Here is a 16,123-nt window from a genome sequence, read left to right as displayed (position 1 = left end):
GTCGCACGGTGCTTCCTCCAGGGTGGGGGGGGGGGGGGGGGGGGGGGGGGGGGGGGGGGGGGGGGGATCGCCGGGCGCCGCGTGGGGGACGGGCGCGGCCCCGGCTCAGAGGGGCAGCCGGCCGGCGCCCGCGTACGCGCCCACGACGAGCGGCACGAGCGGCGTGGGCAGCACGGGTGCGGCGCGCAGGGTGGGCCTCCAGCCGGCGTCGCCGCCGAGGTCCGGGTCGTGCGCCGCGTTGTACGCCCCGAGCAGGTCCACCGGATGGGCCGGGCCGCCGCCCTGGCGCAGCCAGCTGCCCCGCTCGGTCAGCGCGGTGCCGCCCCAGTCGTGGATGAGGTCGGCCGGGTCGACGTCGCCCGCCAGGGTGAAGAAGTTGTTCTCCGCCACGATGGCGGACCGCACGCCGACGCCGAGGGCGTACTCGAAGCGGGGGCCGCCGAGCCGGTAGTGATTCTCGTGCACGTCGACCTGGCCGAACCGGACCCGGGGCAGCCGCTGGAGGTCGCCGTCGAAGAGGTTGTGGTGCACGCTCACCTTGAGCCGGTCGACGTCCGGGCCGACGGTGTTCGACGAGCCGATCAGCATCAGCTTGTCCCGCCCGGCGAACCGGTTCCAGGAGGCGGTGACCAGGCTGGCCGTGTGCGTGACGTCCAGCGACCCGTCGTGCACCTGGTAGGGCCGGCCGAAGTAGGTCGGCTGGCCACCGTCCGGGTTGTCGCCGTCGGTGAACGTGTTGTGGTCGACCCAGACGTGCTCGCTGCGGCGTACCGAGATCTGGTCGTACTGGGAGTTCCAGTTGCCGGCGTCGCCGTCGGTGGGGGACCAGGCGGGGAAGCAGTCCCGGGCGTCGGCGAGGGTGAGGTTGCGGACGATGACGTTGTCGACCCGGTCGATCATCAGGGTCAGCCCGGTGAGCCGGGCGCCGCGCAGCCCGACGATCGTGGTGTTCGCGCCGACGTTGATCTGGGTCTGCCGGGTCTGGTTGGCCGCCGAGCGCACCCGGGCCGCCTCCAGGGGCCCGCTCGGGTCGACCCGCCCCCAGACCGCCGGGTCGTACGCGGCCAGGTAGCCGTCCAGCGTGTAGTCCGGGTCGGCCAGGTCGGCGCAGTCGAGCGGGGTGCCGTCGGGGCCCTCGAAGCCGTCGACGGTGCCGGCCACGTACACGATCTTGGGGGTGGCGTCGGCGGCGTTGGCGGCGTTGTCCCCGCCGAGCGCCTCGACCAGCTCGGCCCGGGTGCGGACCACCCGGATCCGGTCCGGGGCCGCGGCCGCGCCGCCGGTGGTGCCGGCGCCCTCGGCGGCCCAGCCGTCGTTCGCGGGGAGCGCCTGCCGGCCGAGGTCGCGGGCCGGTCGGGACAGGGCCGGGCCGGCGGGTGCGGCCGGCGCGGGGGCGCCGGTGACCGCGAGCGCGGCGGTGAGGAGCGCCGCGCCGACTGCTGTTCTCCGCATGACTCCTACCGTCCTGTCCGCTTCTGGTGGCCGATATCTGCGACGGTAGAGTCATTGTTTTATATGGGTCAATGCGTATTGTGTGCAGGTTTGTTGCAATGGTGCGGGCCGTACGGCATTGCCCCGACCGGTTGCGGCGGGATAGGCGGGCATCTGTCCGGATCGTCCGGGCCGGGTTTGCACTACCGTTGCGGCGCCTCCCCGTCGGGCAGCTCGATCCGGTACGGCGGGACCGCCCACGGCACCCCCGACTCCGACGGCAGCGCCCCTGATTCCGCGGCCCCGCGTAGCACCGCGTCGACGCCCCGGATCACCCGCTCGCGCCGCGGCCCGTCGCCCTCGGCGCGCACCAGGTCGCCGGCGAGCAGAATCGGCTCCGGTGCGTCCCGCAGCGCCGCGATGATCGCCGTGAACGGCGCGGTCCGCGCGAGCGGCGCGATCAGCGGGGTGCCGGCGGCCCGGTGGTCGAGCAGGTTCTCCAGCAGCCCGTGCCGGCCGGGCACCTCGCGCAGGGCCGGGTCACCGGGCAGCCGGAGCCGGTCGGTCGGATACTCCAGCACGGCCCGGCCCCGGTCGCCCGTGACGTGCACCTCGCCGGCGATGTACGCCTCGCCGGCCAGGGTCACGGCGGCCAGCACCGGTGGCCCGGTCCGGGGCGTCACCCGGAGCACGGCGGTGTCGTCCACCTCGATGGGCCGCACCCGGTAGCGCTCCACCTCGATCCGGGCCGGCCGGACCGGCGCGCCGGTCACCGCCTCGGCGACGGCCAGGCACTGCATGACCGCGTGGGCGAGGGGGTTGGCCAGGGCCCCGTCGAGCGCGGGCCGGCCGTCCAGGGTGCGGCGGCCGGCCCACGGGGCGCGGGCGTAGTAGGCGTCGGGCCGGCGCCAGGCCGCCACGGTGGCGACGGCGGTGACCGTGCCGAGCCGTCCGGCCGCGAGCGCGGCGGTCAGCTCGGCCAGGGCCGCCGAGCCGAGCGCCTGGAAGCCGACCTGCACGGCCCGGCCGGCGTCCTCCGCCGCTTCGGCGAGCCGCCGGTGTTCGATCAGGTCGAGCACCGGCGGTTTCTCCAGCAGCAGGTCCGCTCCGGCGGCCAGCGCGTCGAGGGCGATCGGCAGGTGGGTGTGCGGAGGCGTGCAGACCACCACCACGTCGGGGCGTACGGCGGCGAGCATGGCCCGGTGGTCGGTGAAGACCCGCGCCCCGGGCGGTACGGGGGCGGCCGGTTCGTCCTCCAGAGGGCGGACGTCGACCAGCCCGACGAGGCGCACCCGGCCGGCGTCGTGCAGCGGTGCGATGCCCCGCCGGTGCCAGCGGCCGTGCCCGTTCGCCCCGATCAGCGCCACCCGGGGCGGCGTCATGCCGCACCGGCCAGGGTGGCCCGGACGCCGTGCCGGTCGAGGGCGTCGAGCCAGCCGGTCACGCCGGCCCGGACCTCGTCGTCGGCGGCCAGGTCGGCGGGGAAGACCTCGCGCAGCGCGAAGACCGCGTCGACCGCCCCGGCCGGGGTGCCCGGGGCGGCGGCGAGGGCCGCGCGGATCCGGTCGGCGAGCGGGTCGTCGAGCGGCAGGGGGCGGCCGTCGTCGGCGTACCCGAGAACGAAGCGCAACCAGGCCGCGACCACGAGGGCGGCCCAGTGGGCCGGGCGGCCGGCGGCGCGGAGGTCGGCGATGGTGTGCAGCACCCGCTGGGGCAGCTTCTGCGAGCCGTCCATGGCGATCTGAAGGGTGCGGTGCCGGATCGCCGGGTTGGCGAACCGGGTCAGCACCTCCTCGCCGTAGGCCGGCACGGAGACGCCGGGCGGCGGGGCGAAGCTGGCCGCCACGTCCTCGGCGACGAGCCGGCGCAGCACGTCGTCCAGCCCTGGCAGGGCCAGGGCCTCGGCGACGGTCTCCGCGCCGGCCAGGGCCCCCAGGTACGCCGTCGCCGAGTGCACCCCGTTGAGGGTGCGCAGCTTCAGCCGCTCCCACGGGCCGGCGTCGGTGGTGAGCACCGCCCCGGCCCGCTCCCAGGCCGGCCGGCCGGCCGGGAAGTCGTCCTCGAGCACCCACTGGGAGTACGGCTCGGCGGCCACCGCCGCCAGGTCGGTCACGCCGAGCGCCCGCCGGGCGGTGTCCAGGGTGTCCGGGGTGGAGGCCGGCACGATCCGGTCGACCATGGTGCCGGGGAAGCTGACCTGCCGCTCGATCCAGCCGGCCGGCCCGTCGGGCACCCGGGCCAGCGTGAGCGCCTGGGTGACGAGGCCGCGCAACCGGCGGCCGTTGGCGGGGAGGTTGTCGCAGCTGACCAGCGCGACCGGGCCGGCGTCGGCGGCGGCCCTGGCGAGCAGCCCGCGGACCAGCAGCCCCGGCACGGTCCGCGGGGGCCGGTCGGTGGTGAGGTCGGCCACCAGGTCCGCGTCGGCGCACAGCGTGCCGGTGACCGGGTCGAGCTGGTACGCCTTCTCCGTCACGGTCAGCGTCACCACCCGGATCGCCGGGTCGGCGAGCAGGCGTACCACGGCGGCCGGGTCGCCGGGCGCGTGGCGTACCCCGGCCAGGGCGCCGACCACCCGGGTGGCCGTGCCCTCAGGGGCCAGGGTGGTGACGCTGAACAGGGCGTCCTGCGCGGCGAGCGCGTCGACCACGGCGGTGCTGCGCGGGGCGACCCCGACGATGCCCCAGTCCCCGCCGGCCACGGCGACCGCCGCCTCGGTGTGCACGGCCTGGTGGGCGCGGTGGAACGCGCCGAGCCCGAGGTGGACGATGCCCACCGGGACGGTGCCGGGGCGCAGCAGCGGCCGGCACTCGACGGGCAGCCGGCGCAGGGTCGCGAGACCGAGGTGGTCGGTGGTCAGCGCCATGCCGGGCCGTCCGGGAAGCGGAACTCGGCGATCGACTCCGGTCGCATGGTGCTGCTGTAGCCGGGGGCGGTCGGCAGCAGGTAGCGCCCGCCGCGGGTGCGGACCGGGTCGACGAAGTGCTCGTGCAGGTGGTCCACGTACTCGACCAGCCGGCCGTCGAGGCCGGTGCCGACGCGGAGGTGGTCGAAGATCGCCAGGTGCTGGACGTACTCGCAGAGGCCGACGCCACCCGCGTGCGGGCAGACCGGCACGCCGAACTTCGCCGCCATGAGCAGCTCGGCGAGGACCTCGTCGACCCCGCCGACCCGGCAGGCGTCGACCTGCATGACACCGATCGCCTCGGCCTGGAGGAGCTGCTTGAAGATCACCCGGTTGGCGGCCACCTCGCCGGTGGCGACCCGGCACCGGCCGCCGGTCAGCTCGGTGACCGCGCGGGCGATCCGGGCGTGGCCCAGCACGTCGTCGGCGTGCGTCGGCTCCTCGATCCAGTACGGGTCGACCTCGGCCAGCGCGGTCATCGCGGTGATCGCCTGGTCGACGTCCCAGACCTGGTTGGCGTCCATCATGAGCAGGGCGTCCGGACCGATCTCGGCGCGGATGATCCGGGCCCGGCGCAGATCGTCGTCCAGCGGGCCGCCCACCTTCATCTTCACGGCCCGCCAGCCGTCGGCGTACGCGGCGCGGGTGAGCGCCCGCACCTTGTCGTCCGGGTAGCCGAGCCAGCCGACCGACGTGGTGTACGAGGGGAAGCCGTCCCGGTCCAGCCCGGCCAGGCGGTCGGCGAGGCCGTCGCGCCCCTTGTCGAGGATGGCGGCCGCCTCGTCGGGGGTGAGCGCGTCGGTGATGTGGTGGAAGTCGACGGTGGCCACCAGGTCGTCGGTGGGCAGCTCGGCCAGGAACCGCCACAGCGGCTTGCCGGCGAGCTTGGCGCGCAGGTCCCAGACGGCGTTGACCAGCGCGCCGGTCGCCATGTGGATGACGCCCTTCTCGGGGCCGAGCCAGCGCAGCTGGACGTCGGCGGTGAGCGAGCGCCAGAACGCCACCGGCTCGGCGGCGATCTCCGCGACGGTCCGGCCGCGCACGTGGTGGGCCAGGGCCCGCACGGCCGCGCAGGTGATCTCGTTGCCCCGGCCGTTGGTGAAGGTGAACCCGGCCCCGGTGGGGCCGCCGTCCGTGGTCAGCTCCACGTAGGTGGCCGAGTAGTCGCCCCGGTTGATGGCGTCCGAGCCGTCGCCGCTGGCGGCCGTGGGGAACCGGACGTCGTGCACGTGCACGTCGGTGATGGTGGTCATGCAGCCTCCCCGAACTTGAAGACCCGCTTCGGCAGCCGGTACGCGAGGTCCACGATGGTCTCGGCGGCCTCGTCGGCGGGCAGCCGGTGCTCGGCGACGAGGCGGGCCAGGAAGCCGGCGTCGACCCGGCGGGCCACGTCGTGGCGTACCGGGATGGAGCAGAACGCGCGGGTGTCGTCGACGAACCCGGCGGTGTTGTAGAAGCCGGCGGTCTCGGTGACCGCCTCCCGGAACCGGCGCAGCACCTCGGGCGAGTCGAGGAACCACCAGGGCGCCCCGAGGTGCAGGGCCGCGTAGCCGCCCGCGAGGGGGGCGAGTTCCCGGGTGAAGGTGTCCTCGTCCAGCGTGTAGAGCACCACCCGCAGCCGTGGGTCGTTGCCGTGCGCGTCGAGCAGCGGGGCGAGGCCGTGCACGTAGTCGGTGGCCTGCGGCACGTCGCCGCCGACATCCCGGCCGTGCCGGGCGTACAGCCAGCGGTTGTGGTTGCGCACGGCGCCCGGGTGCAGCTGCATGACCAGGCCGTCGTCGAGCGACATCCGGGCGAACTCGAGCAGCATGTGCGCCCGGAACGCCTCGGCGTCGGCGGCGTCGGCCCGCCCGCGCCGGCCCCGGTCGAAGAGCGCCGCCGCCTCCGCCGGGTCGAGAGCGAGGGTACGGGCGGTCGGGTGCCCGTGGTCCGACGAGGTGGCGCCCGCCGCGATGAACGCCGCCCGGCGCCGCCGCAGCGCGGCCAGGTAGCCGGCGTACGTGCCGGTGTCCTCGCCGGAGACCTCGGCGAGCCGGTCCACGTTGGCCGGCCAGTTGTCGAACTCCATGTCCACCACGTCGTCCGGTCGGAACGTGGTGACCACCCGCCCACCCGGCCCGCCCCAGCCGTCGGCGGCGAGCTTGGCGTGCCGGCCGAGGTCGTCCAGCGGGGACTCGGTGGTGGCGAGCACCTCGATGCCGAAGCGCTCGAACAGGGCCCGGGGCCGGAACTCCGGCTCGGCGAGGCGCGCGGCCAGTTCGTCGTAGACCGCGTCGGCGGTGGCCGGGGAGAGCGCGGTGGTCACCTCGAAGACGTCGCGGAAGGTCTGCTCCAGCCACAGCCGGGACGGGGTACCGCGGAACAGGTGCCAGTGGGCGGCGAAGCGACGCCAGATCGTCCGCCCGTCGGTCTCGACCGGGCTGCCGTCGACGCTGGGCACGCCGAGGTCGCCCGGGGGCACCCCCTGGCTGAGCAGCATCCGGGTGAGGTAGTGGTCGGGCACGACGAGCAGCCGGGCCGGGTCGGGGAACGGGTGGTCCTCGGCCAGCAGGGCCGGGTCGACGTGCCCGTGCGGGGAGATGATCGGTTGGTCGGCCGCCAGGGCGTACAGGTCGCGGGCCAGGGCGCGCAGGCCGGGTTCGGCGGGCAGCAGCAGGTCGCTGCGGGACGTGGTCGGCACGGGGGCGGATCTCCTCGGTCAGGGGAGGGTGAGCAGGTCGGCGACGCGGACGGGGGCGCCGGTCTCCAGCGAGCGGTTGGCGGCCAGCCCGGTGAGCAGGGCGAGCGCCCCGTCGTACGCGGTGGCCGCCCGGCCGAGCGGGTCGGGCTCGCCGCCGAGCAGCACCCGGGTCATCCGGGCGTCCGCCCCGCCGTGGCCCTGGGGGGTCCAGCCCTCGACGGGGACGTCGACCGGTGGCGCCCAGAACGGCCGCAGGGTGAGCCGGGCCGCGCCGCGTTCGGCCGCCGCCTCGTCGCCGTGCAGGGCGGCGCCCTTGAGCGCGCCGGCGACGGCGGGGGAGACGTGGTCGCTCTCGGTGACCTCCAGTTCGAGGCGGCCCCGGCTGCCGTTGACCATCACCCGGTAGCCCTCCCAGGGGGCGTACGCGGTCAGGTGGTAGGTCATGGTGGCCCCGGTGGAGTAGCGGGCCAGCACGGCGAGGTCGTCCTCGATGGTGACGCCGGGGGCGAAGACGTTGCGGTCGCGGTGGTAGCCGTCCTCGGCCTCCGCCTCCAGGTACAGCTCGCGCAGCCGGGGGTGCTCGGCCAGCCGCAGCGCGAACGGGTCGTCGGCGGCGGCCGGGGCGCCGTGCGCGCGGTCGTAGTCGCGGGCGTAGCCGTGCCGGCGGCCGGACTCGCCGTAGAAGAACAGCCGGCCGGCCGCGTGCACCTCGGCCGGGCGGGCGTCCAGCCACCAGTTGACCAGGTCGAAGTGGTGGCCGGCCTTGTGCACGAGCAGCCCGCCGGAGGTGGCCTTGTCCCGGTGCCAGCGGCGGAAGTAGTCGGCGCCGTGGCGGACGTCGAGCAGCCACTCGAAGTGCACCGAGCCGACTTCGCCTACCGCGCCGTCGGCGAGCAGCCGGCGGACCTGCTCGTGCAGCGGGTTGTAGCGGTAGTTGAAGGCGACGGTGACGCGGCGCCCGGTCTCGGCCACCGCGTCCAGGATCCGGCGGCAGCGGGGCGCGTCGACGGTCATCGGCTTCTCGGTGACCACGTCGCAGCCGGCGCGCAGGGCAGCCGTGACGTACTCGTCGTGGGTGACGTCCACGCTGGTCACCAGCACCACGTCGACCCGCTCCCTGGCCAGCATGGCCGCGAAGTCCGCGGCCCGGTACGTGGGCACCGGCGGGTGGCCCAGCCCGGCGAGCCAGCGGTTGTGCGCGTCCATCCGCGCCTGGTTGACGTCGGCGAGGGCGACCAGTTCGGCGGTGTCGGAGTGGTCGAGGGCGAGTGCGCGGACGAACATCTCGGCGCGGGCCCCGGCGCCGACCAGGGCGTGCCGGACCCGGTCCCGGGCGGGTGGTGACATGGCGTCGGCCTCCCCGGAGAGCTGCAAAGGTTTGCAGCGAAGAAACCACGCCGGCGAAGACCGCGTCAACGATCGATGGCAAAGCCGTCACTTAGATCCGCTTTGATGGTGAAAAGTGGGTGTGGTGGGAGCGGTGCCGCAATCGATCCGTAACGAACTCCCGTTGACACGGGAGCAACCGTTTGCATTAATTGGCGGCACCCACGTGACCGCCACCACATTGGACGAGGGAGCCCGCCGTGCCAGCCACCATCCGGGACGTCGCGCGGGCCTCGGGCGTGCACATCTCCACCGTGTCCCGCACGTTCTCGGCCCCGCACCTGGTCAACCCGGAGACCCGGGTCCGGGTGCTGGCCTGCGCGGAGGACCTCGGCTACCGGCCGAACCGGGCCGCCCGCGCGCTCATCACCGGGCGTACGCACAACATCGGCCTGATCGTCGCCGACATCGCCAACCCGTTCTTCCCGCCCCTCATCAAGGCGGCCGAGGGGCAGGCGCGGCACCGCGACTACCACGTGTTCGTGGCCGACACCAACGAGGACCAGGCCGCCGAGGAGGAACTGGTCCACGCCCTGGCCAAGCAGGTCGACGGGGTGCTGCTGTGCAGCCCCCGGATGAGCAACAGCCTCATCGAGCAGGTCAGCCGGGAGGTCCCGGTGGTGGTGATAAACCGTCAGGTCGCCGGCCTGCCCTGCGTGATGATGGACGTCGGCCAGGGGGCCCGGCTGGCGATCGAGCACCTGCTCGGCCTGGGTCACCGGCGGATCGCGCTGCTCGGCGGCCCGCGCGGCTCGTGGACCAACCGGGAGATCCGCCGGGCGGCCGGGACCGCCGCCCGGACCGGGGGCGCCGAGCTGACCGTCCTGGGTCCCAACCACCCCACCGAGACCGGCGGCGGCGCCGTGGCCGACCAGGTCCGCCGTAGCGGCGTCACCGCCGTGCTCGCCTACAACGACCTCATGGCGATCGGCCTGATCGAAGGGCTCGACGCGCTCGGGCTCCGGGTCCCGGCCGACATCAGCGTCGTCGGCGTCGACGACATCGCGCTGAGCCGGCTGACCCGGCCCAAGTTGACGACGGTGGCCACGCCGACCGCGGCCGCCGGCCGGACGGCCGTCGACATGCTGCTGCAACTCGACTCCGACGCGCCGCGCGGCGCCCGGGGCCGGGGCGCAACGGCCGGCGACCGTCGCACCACCGCACAGGTAATGCTCCAGACCGAACTGGTCGTCCGCGACTCGACCGGGCCCGTCCCACCGCCCGGCCGGGACACCGGGGCCTGACGTGGTGGCCCGGGCCCGCATCGCCGTGCGGACCCGGGCGACCCGTGGACGGCCGCCGGTGACGTCGTCGCCTCCCACAGCCGAGGAGTGAGCGCAGATGCACCCCGCAACGTCCCCCACCGCCGGCATGCCCGCCGGGCGGAATCACCGTACCCCCCGGACCAGACGCCGATTCCTGCGCGGCCTGGCCGCCGTCGCGCTGGCCGCGCCGCTCGCCCTGGGCGCGGCGGCCTGCGGCGGTGACGAGGCCGCCGACGACGGTCCGGTCAAGCTCTCCGTGTTCTGGTGGGGCGGCGACGCCCGGGCCAAGCTCACCGAGGACGCCCTGGCCCTCTACACGAAGAAGCACCCCGACGTCACCTTCGAGAAGACCTGGCAGGCCAACCAGGGCTACTTCGACAAGCTGGCCACCCTCACCGCCGGCGGCAACCCGCCCGACCTGTTCCAGATCGACGACAACTACCTCGCCGAGTACGCCGGCCGCAGCACCACCCTGGATCTGACCAGCTTCAAGGACTCCGGCAAGCTCGACGTGTCGAAGTTCCCCAAGAGCCTCTGGCAGTACGGCGTGGTCGACGGCAAGCTCGCCGGCGTGGCCGCCGGGGAGAACACCCAGGGCCTCGTCTACAACAAGACCCTGCTGCAGAAGCACGGCCTGCCCGAGCCGACCACGGGGATGAGCTGGGAGCAGCACATCGCCTGGGCCGAGCAGGTGGCGAAGAAGGCGAAGGTGCCCGGCACCCAGGACCCGAGCGCCGACTACAAGGCGTTCTGGGTCTGGCTGCGCCAGCAGGGCAAGGACCTCTACAAGGGCACCGAACTCGGCTTCACGGCCGACGACGTGACCAGGTGGTTCGAGCTGTGGAAGGGTGCCCGGGACCGCGGCGCCACCCCCACCGCGGACGTGATCCACGAGGGCAACGCCACCGACATCACCAAACAGCTCGTGGTCACCGGCAAGGCGGCGACCTCCTGGGTCTGGGCCAACCAGATGCCGGACCTGAAGAAGAACACCAAGGACGAGCTGGGCGTCGTGGCCTACCCGGGTGACCCGAGCGCCCAGTGGGCGCGGGCCTCGATGTACTGGTCGGTGTTCAAGGGCAGCAAGCACCGGGACGTCGCCGTCGACGTGATCAACTTCCTGACCAACGACCCGGAGGCGGTCGCCCTGCTCGGCACCGACCGCGGCCTGCCGTCCAACCTCGACCTGCGCGCCAAGGTGAGCGAGACGGCCACCGACCCCGCCATGAAGCAGTCCATCGAGGTGGAGTCCGAGCTCGCGCAGAAGTTCGGCGAGTCGCCGCAGGTGCCGATCAAGGGGCACAGCAAGGTGCGGTCCGAGCTGACCAAGGCCGCCGAGAACGCCCAGTACGGCCGGGCCACCCCCGCCCAGGCGGCCCAGCAGTTCCTGGCCGCCTGCAAGTCCGCGATCGGCTGACCACGCCGACGGAAAGGAGCCGGTCCGTGGCCCTCACCACGGCGCCCGGCCGGACCGCACGCACCGGCCCGGCCGGCCCCCGCCGCACGCGGCGCGGGGCCGGCCGGGCCCGGCTCGGCGAAGGTCTGGCGGGGTACGTCTTCCTCTCGCCCTGGCTCATCGGACTGATGGGCGTCACGGCGATCCCCATGCTGCTCTCGCTCTGGCTGAGCTTCACCGACTACGACATCCTCACCCCGCTGACCGAGGTGCGGTGGGTGGGGCTGGCCAACTACGAGCGGATGTTCACGGCCGACCCGTCGTACTGGCACGCCGTGCGGGTGACGCTGACCTTCGCGCTGGTGGCCGTGCCGCTCAAGCTGGCCGCCGCGCTCGGCGTGGCGCTGCTGCTCAACCGCACCTGGCGCGGCGTCGGGCTGTTTCGCGGCCTGTTCTACCTGCCGTCGCTGCTCGGCGGCAGCGTGGCCCTGGCCATCGTCTGGGTGAACATGTTCAACCGGGACGGCGCGTTCAACTCGTTCCTCGCCGTGTTCGGCGTCGAGGGGCTGCCCTGGGTCAGCGACCCCGACTGGGCCCTGGAGACGCTCATGGTGCTGGCCGTCTGGCAGTTCGGCGCCCCCATGGTGATCTTCCTGGCCGGGCTCAAGCAGATCCCCACCGAGCTGTACGAGGCGGCGGCCGTCGACGGCGCCGGCACCTGGCGGCGGTTCCGGGCGGTCACCCTGCCGATGCTCTCTCCGGTGATCTTCTTCAACCTGGTGCTGGAGACCATCCACGGCTTCCAGGGCTTCACGGCCGCCTTCGTGCTCAGCAACGGCACCGGCGGCCCGGTCGACTCCACCCTCATGTACACGCTCAAGCTCTACATCTCCGGCTTCACCGACCTGGAGATGGGTTATGCCTCCGCGATGGCCTGGGTGTTCCTGGTCGCCATCGCCGTCATCACGGCCGTCTTCTTCAGCACCGGCCGGTTCTGGGTGCACTATTCCGACGGGGAGGAGGACCGGTGACGGCAGTCGCCCCGGCCCGCCGGCAGGCCGTGCGCCTGCTCGTGCTGCTCGTGATCGTCGCCGTCGTGCTCTACCCGCTGGTGTGGATGGTCGGCACCTCGGTGAAGAGCCAGGCGGAGATCGTCAACAACGTCGGCCTGCTGCCGGAGCGGTTCACGCCCGGCAACTACACCGACGGCTGGACCAACTTCGACGTCGGCTTCGGCCGGTTCTTCCTCAACAGCGCCATGGTCAGCCTGCTCACCGTGCTCGGCAACGCGCTGTCCTGCCTGCTCGCCGCGTACGCCCTGGGGCGGCTGCGGTTCCGGCTGCGCAAGGTCTGGTTCACCGTCATGATCGGCACCCTGCTGCTGCCCGGGCACGTGCTCATCGTGCCGCAGTACATCCTGTTCCGCAGCCTCGGCCTGGTCGGCGGCGACTGGCCGTACCTGCCGCTGCTCATCCCGCACTTCCTGGCCACCGAGGCGTTCTTCGTCTTCCTCATGGTGCAGTTCATGCGGGGCATCCCGCGCGAGCTGGACGAGGCGGCCAAGATCGACGGCGCCTCGCCGTACGGTGTCTTCCGGCACGTCATCCTGCCGCTGAGCCGTCCCGCGCTGGTCACCACCGCGATCTTCTCGTTCATCTGGACCTGGAACGACTTCTTCCGGCAACTGGTCTTCCTGTCCAACCTGGACGACTACACGGTGCCGGTGGCGCTGACCCTGTTCATCGACTCCACCAGCCAGAGCGCGGTCGGCCCGATGTTCGCCATGTCGGTGCTGTCGCTGCTGCCGGTGTTCCTGTTCTTCCTCGCCTTCCAGCGGATGCTTGTCGAGGGCATCAACACCAGCGGGCTGAAGGGATGAGAGCCGAGCCGCCCCGCCGGGACTGGCGGGACACCGCGCGCGAGGCGAGCGACCTGGCGCTGCTCGGCTTCGCCGTGGCCCTGGCCGCGCTGCCGCTGCTCACGCTGGCCCCGGCGGTCGCCACGGCCAGCGCCGCGCTGCACGACCGGGGCGTCACCGGCAGCTGGCCCGCGACCCGGACCACGCTGGCCCGGTTCGGTCGGGCGCTCCCCGCCGGGCTGGCGGCCAGCGCCGTCGCGCTCGCCGTGGCCGGCGCGCTCGGCGCCGACCTGCTCGCCCTGGCCGGCGGCCGGGTCCCCGGCGGCGGGCCCGCCACGGCCCTCACCGCCGCGGTGTCCGCCGCCCTGCTCGGGTACGCCGGCCTGGTCGCCGTCGCCGTCGGGCGCACCGGCGGCCGGGGCTGGCGGGCGGCGGCCCGGGCGGCGGCCGGCACCTGCGCGCAGCGGCCCGGCACCTGGGCCGCCGCCAGCGGGATGTGCTGCGTGGCCGGGCTGCTCGCCGTGCTGGTCACCCCGGTCGCCGTGCCGATCCTCGCCGGCTACGCCCTGGCCGCCCTGCACGCGATCGCCACCCGCGACCGGCTCACCCGCCCGGAGGCGCCGTGACCGCCGATCCGCGCGCCGGTGCTGCGCCCGTCCCCGGCGCCACCGAGCACACCGTCGACCCGGTCGCCGAGGACGAGGAACCGCGCCTGGTCGTGGCCGGTGTCGAGGTGGCCCGCTACGTCGTGCGGCTGGACCTGGACGCGCGGCACGGCCCGCGGCCGTACCTGCACCCCGTGCGCACCCTGGCCGGCGTCCCGGTCACCGACGCGACGCCCGCCGACCACGTCTGGCACCTCGGCGCCTCCCTCGCCGTGCAGGACGTCGACGGCACCAACCTCTGGGGCGGGCGCACCTACGTCCGGGACACCGGCTACACCTGGCGGGACGACCACGGCGTCATCGCCCACACCGGCTGGCGGGCCCGGGAAGCCGGACGGCTCGACCACGACCTGGAGTGGCGGGACCGGGCCGGCCGCCCGCTGCTGCGCGAGCGGCGCCTGCTCTCCGCCACCCCGGCCGGCCCCGGCGCCTGGTGGCTCGACGTCGACGCGACCCTCACGGCCGCCACCGGGCGGGACGTGCACCTGGGCAGCCCGGCGACCAACGGGCGCCCCGGCGGCGCCGGCTACGGCGGGTTCTTCTGGCGAGCCGTCGCCGACGGGGAGCCCGCGGTGTTCACCGGGGACGCCGCGGGGGAGGAGGCGGTCAACGGCTCGGCCGCGCCATGGCTGGCGCTCACCGGGACCGGTCCGGGCGGCGGCGCGTACACCCTGGTCTTCACCGGCCTGGGGCCCGGCGACCGCTGGTTCGTACGGACCGCCAGGTACCCGGGCGTCTGCGTCGCCTACGCCTTCGACCGGCCGGCCGTGGTCGCGGCCGGGCGGCCCCGGCGCAACCGGCACCGGGTGCTGGTGGCCGACGGCCGGCTCGACCGCGCCGCGGTGGCCGACCGGCTGTCCGAGGGGCCCGCGTGACCGGGCCGGAGGTGGCCTGCGTGGGCGAGACCATGGTGGTGCTCGCCCCGGCCGCCGCGACCCCGCTGGAGCACGCCGACCGGCTCGCCGTCGGGGTCGGCGGCGCCGAGTCCAACGTGGCCATGGCGCTGGCCCGGCTCGGGCACCGGGCCGCCTGGGTCAGTCGGGTCGGCGACGACCCGTCCGGCCGCCGGGTGCTCCGCGCGGTCACCGCCGCCGGGGTCGACACCAGCCTGGTGACCGTCGACCCGGCCGCGCCCACCGGCGTCTATTTCAAGGATCCCGGCCCGGACGGCGCCCGGGTGCACTACCACCGGGCCGGCTCGGCCGCGTCCCGGCTGAACGCCCGTGCCCTCGACGACCCGCGGCTGGCCGGGGTGCGGCTGCTGCACCTCACCGGGATCACCCCGGCGCTCTCCCGGAGCTGCCGGGACCTGGTGACGCACGCGCTCACCGCCCGCCCGCTGCCCGCCGCCCGGATCAGCTTCGACGTCAACCACCGGCCACCGCTCTGGCCGGCGCGCCGGGCCGCCCCGGTGCTGCGCGACCTGGCCGGCCGGGCCGACGTGGTGCTGGTCGGGCTCGACGAGGCGGCCGCCCTCTGGGGCGTCACGGCGCCCGCCGACGTCCGCGCGCTGCTGCCCGGCCCGGACCTCGTGGTGGTCAAGGACGGCGGGGTCGGTGCGACGGCGCTGCCGCGTACCGGAGCGGGGGTGTTCGTGCCGGCGCTGCCGGTGCCGGTGCGGGATCCGGTCGGGGCTGGCGACGCCTTCGCCGCCGGGTTCCTGGCCGGGCTGCTGCGCGGCCTCGCCCCGGCGGCCTGCCTGCGCCTCGGGCACCTCACCGCGGTCCCGGCGCTGGCCGCCACCGGCGACACCGCGCCGCCGCCCGACCCGGCCTGGACGGCCCGCGCGCTGGCCCTGCCCGACGCGCGGTGGGCCACCCTGGTGCCCGCGGACGCCGGTCCGCCGGCGCGGCCCCGCGACGGCGCCGCAACGGTGCAGAATGCGGGCGGCGGCATCCATCGTGGAGGGAGCGGGCCATGAGCGGGCACGACTTCGAGCCGGTCTTCGGGCCCGCGCGGGTGATGGTGATCCTGCGCGACCTGCCGCCCGACGAGACCGTCCGGCTCGCCGAGCGCGCCTGGGACCTCGACATCGACATCGTGGAGGTGCCGATCCGCACGCCCGACGCGGTCCTCGCGCTGCGCGCCGCCGTCGCGGCGGGCCGGCGCCGCGACCGCCTGGTGGGCGCCGGCACGGTCCGCACCCCCGCCCAGGTCCGGCTGGCCGCCGGCGCGGGCGCCGCGTTCACCGTGGCCCCCGGGCTGGATCTGGCGATCGCCGACGCGGCGGTCAGCTACGGCATCCCGCACCTGCCCGGCGTGGCCACCCCCACCGAGGCGCAGCGGGCCCTCGACCACGGCCTGGTCTGGCTGAAGGCGTTCCCCGCGGTCAGCCTCGGGCCCGCCTGGTTCCGGGCCGTCGCCGGGCCGCTGCCCGAGGCGCGGTTCGTGGCCACCGGCGGGATCGACGCCGGCAACGCGGGCGACTTCCTGGCCGCCGGGGCGCGGATGGTGGCGGTCGGGTCGGCGCTGTCCGACCCGCGGCAGATCCCCCGCCTGGCCGCCCTCGCCGCGGATCCGGGCTGAGCCGGTCGGGTCCG

14 protein-coding genes are annotated in these 16,123 nt (G+C 75.0%); 8 read left to right on the top strand and 6 right to left on the bottom strand.

All coding sequences use genetic code 11. The features are described from left to right. Positions 1 to 105: 105 nt before the first annotated feature. The 6 genes from GA0070214_RS03690 to GA0070214_RS03665 form a co-directional block, all read right to left on the bottom strand. On the bottom strand, positions 106 to 1,452 hold the full coding sequence (locus GA0070214_RS03690) for a pectate lyase family protein (protein ID WP_091258956.1): 1,347 nt from the start codon (positions 1,450 to 1,452) through the stop codon (positions 106 to 108). Between the two features lie 182 nt (positions 1,453 to 1,634). Next, positions 1,635 to 2,813, bottom strand: coding sequence for a Gfo/Idh/MocA family protein (locus tag GA0070214_RS03685; protein WP_091258954.1), 1,179 nt, complete (start codon positions 2,811 to 2,813; stop codon positions 1,635 to 1,637). Continuing rightward, positions 2,810 to 4,294, bottom strand: coding sequence for a mannitol dehydrogenase family protein (locus GA0070214_RS03680; protein WP_091258952.1), 1,485 nt, complete (start codon positions 4,292 to 4,294; stop codon positions 2,810 to 2,812). Before GA0070214_RS03680 ends, GA0070214_RS03685 begins: the two co-directional genes overlap by 4 nt. Next, positions 4,285 to 5,586 carry an enolase C-terminal domain-like protein gene (locus GA0070214_RS03675; RefSeq protein ID WP_091258951.1) on the bottom strand — a complete coding sequence of 434 codons (1,302 nt, stop codon included), beginning with the start codon at positions 5,584 to 5,586 and terminating at the stop codon, positions 4,285 to 4,287. Before GA0070214_RS03675 ends, GA0070214_RS03680 begins: the two co-directional genes overlap by 10 nt. Continuing rightward, a complete protein-coding gene (gene uxaC, locus GA0070214_RS03670; protein WP_091258949.1) occupies positions 5,583 to 7,013 on the bottom strand; it encodes a glucuronate isomerase in 1,431 nt (476 codons plus the stop codon). Before uxaC ends, GA0070214_RS03675 begins: the two co-directional genes overlap by 4 nt. An 18-nt stretch (positions 7,014 to 7,031) precedes the next feature. Next, the gene (locus GA0070214_RS03665; RefSeq protein WP_091259868.1) at positions 7,032 to 8,360 is read right to left on the bottom strand and encodes a Gfo/Idh/MocA family protein; all 1,329 of its coding nucleotides are present in this window, start codon (positions 8,358 to 8,360) and stop codon (positions 7,032 to 7,034) included. A gap of 239 nt (positions 8,361 to 8,599) precedes the next feature. Here GA0070214_RS03665 and GA0070214_RS03660 point away from each other — a divergent pair, with 239 nt between their 5' ends. From GA0070214_RS03660 to GA0070214_RS03625, 8 genes are all read left to right on the top strand, one after another. After that, entirely contained in the window at positions 8,600 to 9,643 is a 1,044-nt protein-coding gene (locus GA0070214_RS03660) for a LacI family DNA-binding transcriptional regulator (RefSeq protein ID WP_091258946.1), read from the top strand. A 97-nt stretch (positions 9,644 to 9,740) separates the two neighbouring features. Then, positions 9,741 to 11,081 (top strand): ABC transporter substrate-binding protein, encoded by a 1,341-nt coding sequence (locus GA0070214_RS03655; RefSeq protein WP_091258944.1) that lies wholly within the window; start codon positions 9,741 to 9,743, stop codon positions 11,079 to 11,081. A 26-nt stretch (positions 11,082 to 11,107) separates the two neighbouring features. Continuing rightward, entirely contained in the window at positions 11,108 to 12,091 is a 984-nt protein-coding gene (locus GA0070214_RS03650) for a carbohydrate ABC transporter permease (RefSeq protein ID WP_091258942.1), read from the top strand. After that, positions 12,088 to 12,939, top strand: a complete 852-nt coding sequence (locus GA0070214_RS03645) for a carbohydrate ABC transporter permease (RefSeq protein ID WP_091258940.1) — start codon at positions 12,088 to 12,090, stop codon at positions 12,937 to 12,939. The genes GA0070214_RS03650 and GA0070214_RS03645 overlap by 4 nt, the downstream gene beginning before the upstream one ends. Further along, on the top strand, positions 12,936 to 13,544 hold the full coding sequence (locus tag GA0070214_RS03640; RefSeq protein WP_091258938.1) for a hypothetical protein: 609 nt from the start codon (positions 12,936 to 12,938) through the stop codon (positions 13,542 to 13,544). The genes GA0070214_RS03645 and GA0070214_RS03640 overlap by 4 nt, the downstream gene beginning before the upstream one ends. Next, the gene (locus GA0070214_RS32070; RefSeq protein ID WP_091258936.1) at positions 13,541 to 14,458 is read left to right on the top strand and encodes a DUF6807 domain-containing protein; all 918 of its coding nucleotides are present in this window, start codon (positions 13,541 to 13,543) and stop codon (positions 14,456 to 14,458) included. Before GA0070214_RS03640 ends, GA0070214_RS32070 begins: the two co-directional genes overlap by 4 nt. After that, positions 14,455 to 15,504 (top strand): sugar kinase, encoded by a 1,050-nt coding sequence (locus tag GA0070214_RS03630; RefSeq protein ID WP_244167528.1) that lies wholly within the window; start codon positions 14,455 to 14,457, stop codon positions 15,502 to 15,504. The genes GA0070214_RS32070 and GA0070214_RS03630 overlap by 4 nt, the downstream gene beginning before the upstream one ends. Further along, positions 15,501 to 16,109, top strand: a complete 609-nt coding sequence (locus GA0070214_RS03625; protein ID WP_091258934.1) for a bifunctional 4-hydroxy-2-oxoglutarate aldolase/2-dehydro-3-deoxy-phosphogluconate aldolase — start codon at positions 15,501 to 15,503, stop codon at positions 16,107 to 16,109. The genes GA0070214_RS03630 and GA0070214_RS03625 overlap by 4 nt, the downstream gene beginning before the upstream one ends. The last annotated feature ends 14 nt before the right edge of the window (positions 16,110 to 16,123 follow it).

This window comes from Micromonospora chaiyaphumensis (assembly GCF_900091435.1).
Taxonomy (GTDB): Bacteria; Actinomycetota; Actinomycetes; order Mycobacteriales; family Micromonosporaceae; genus Micromonospora; species Micromonospora chaiyaphumensis.
The sequence above is the reverse complement of the archived record's forward strand: the minus strand, read 5'-3'. Positions and strand labels throughout refer to the sequence as shown.

What these genes read in the sequence shown, in the direction of transcription:
- GA0070214_RS03690 (WP_091258956.1), bottom strand. Translation starts at nt 1,452, where the DNA reads ATGCGGAGAACAGCAGTCGGCGCGGCGCTCCTCACCGCCGCGCTCGCG.
- GA0070214_RS03685 (WP_091258954.1), bottom strand. Translation starts at nt 2,813, where the DNA reads ATGACGCCGCCCCGGGTGGCGCTGATCGGGGCGAACGGGCACGGCCGC.
- GA0070214_RS03680 (WP_091258952.1), bottom strand. Translation starts at nt 4,294, where the DNA reads ATGGCGCTGACCACCGACCACCTCGGTCTCGCGACCCTGCGCCGGCTG.
- GA0070214_RS03675 (WP_091258951.1), bottom strand. Translation starts at nt 5,586, where the DNA reads ATGACCACCATCACCGACGTGCACGTGCACGACGTCCGGTTCCCCACG.
- GA0070214_RS03665 (WP_091259868.1), bottom strand. Translation starts at nt 8,360, where the DNA reads ATGTCACCACCCGCCCGGGACCGGGTCCGGCACGCCCTGGTCGGCGCC.
- GA0070214_RS03655 (WP_091258944.1), top strand. Translation starts at nt 9,741, where the DNA reads ATGCACCCCGCAACGTCCCCCACCGCCGGCATGCCCGCCGGGCGGAAT.
- GA0070214_RS03640 (WP_091258938.1), top strand. Translation starts at nt 12,936, where the DNA reads ATGAGAGCCGAGCCGCCCCGCCGGGACTGGCGGGACACCGCGCGCGAG.
- GA0070214_RS03625 (WP_091258934.1), top strand. Translation starts at nt 15,501, where the DNA reads ATGAGCGGGCACGACTTCGAGCCGGTCTTCGGGCCCGCGCGGGTGATG.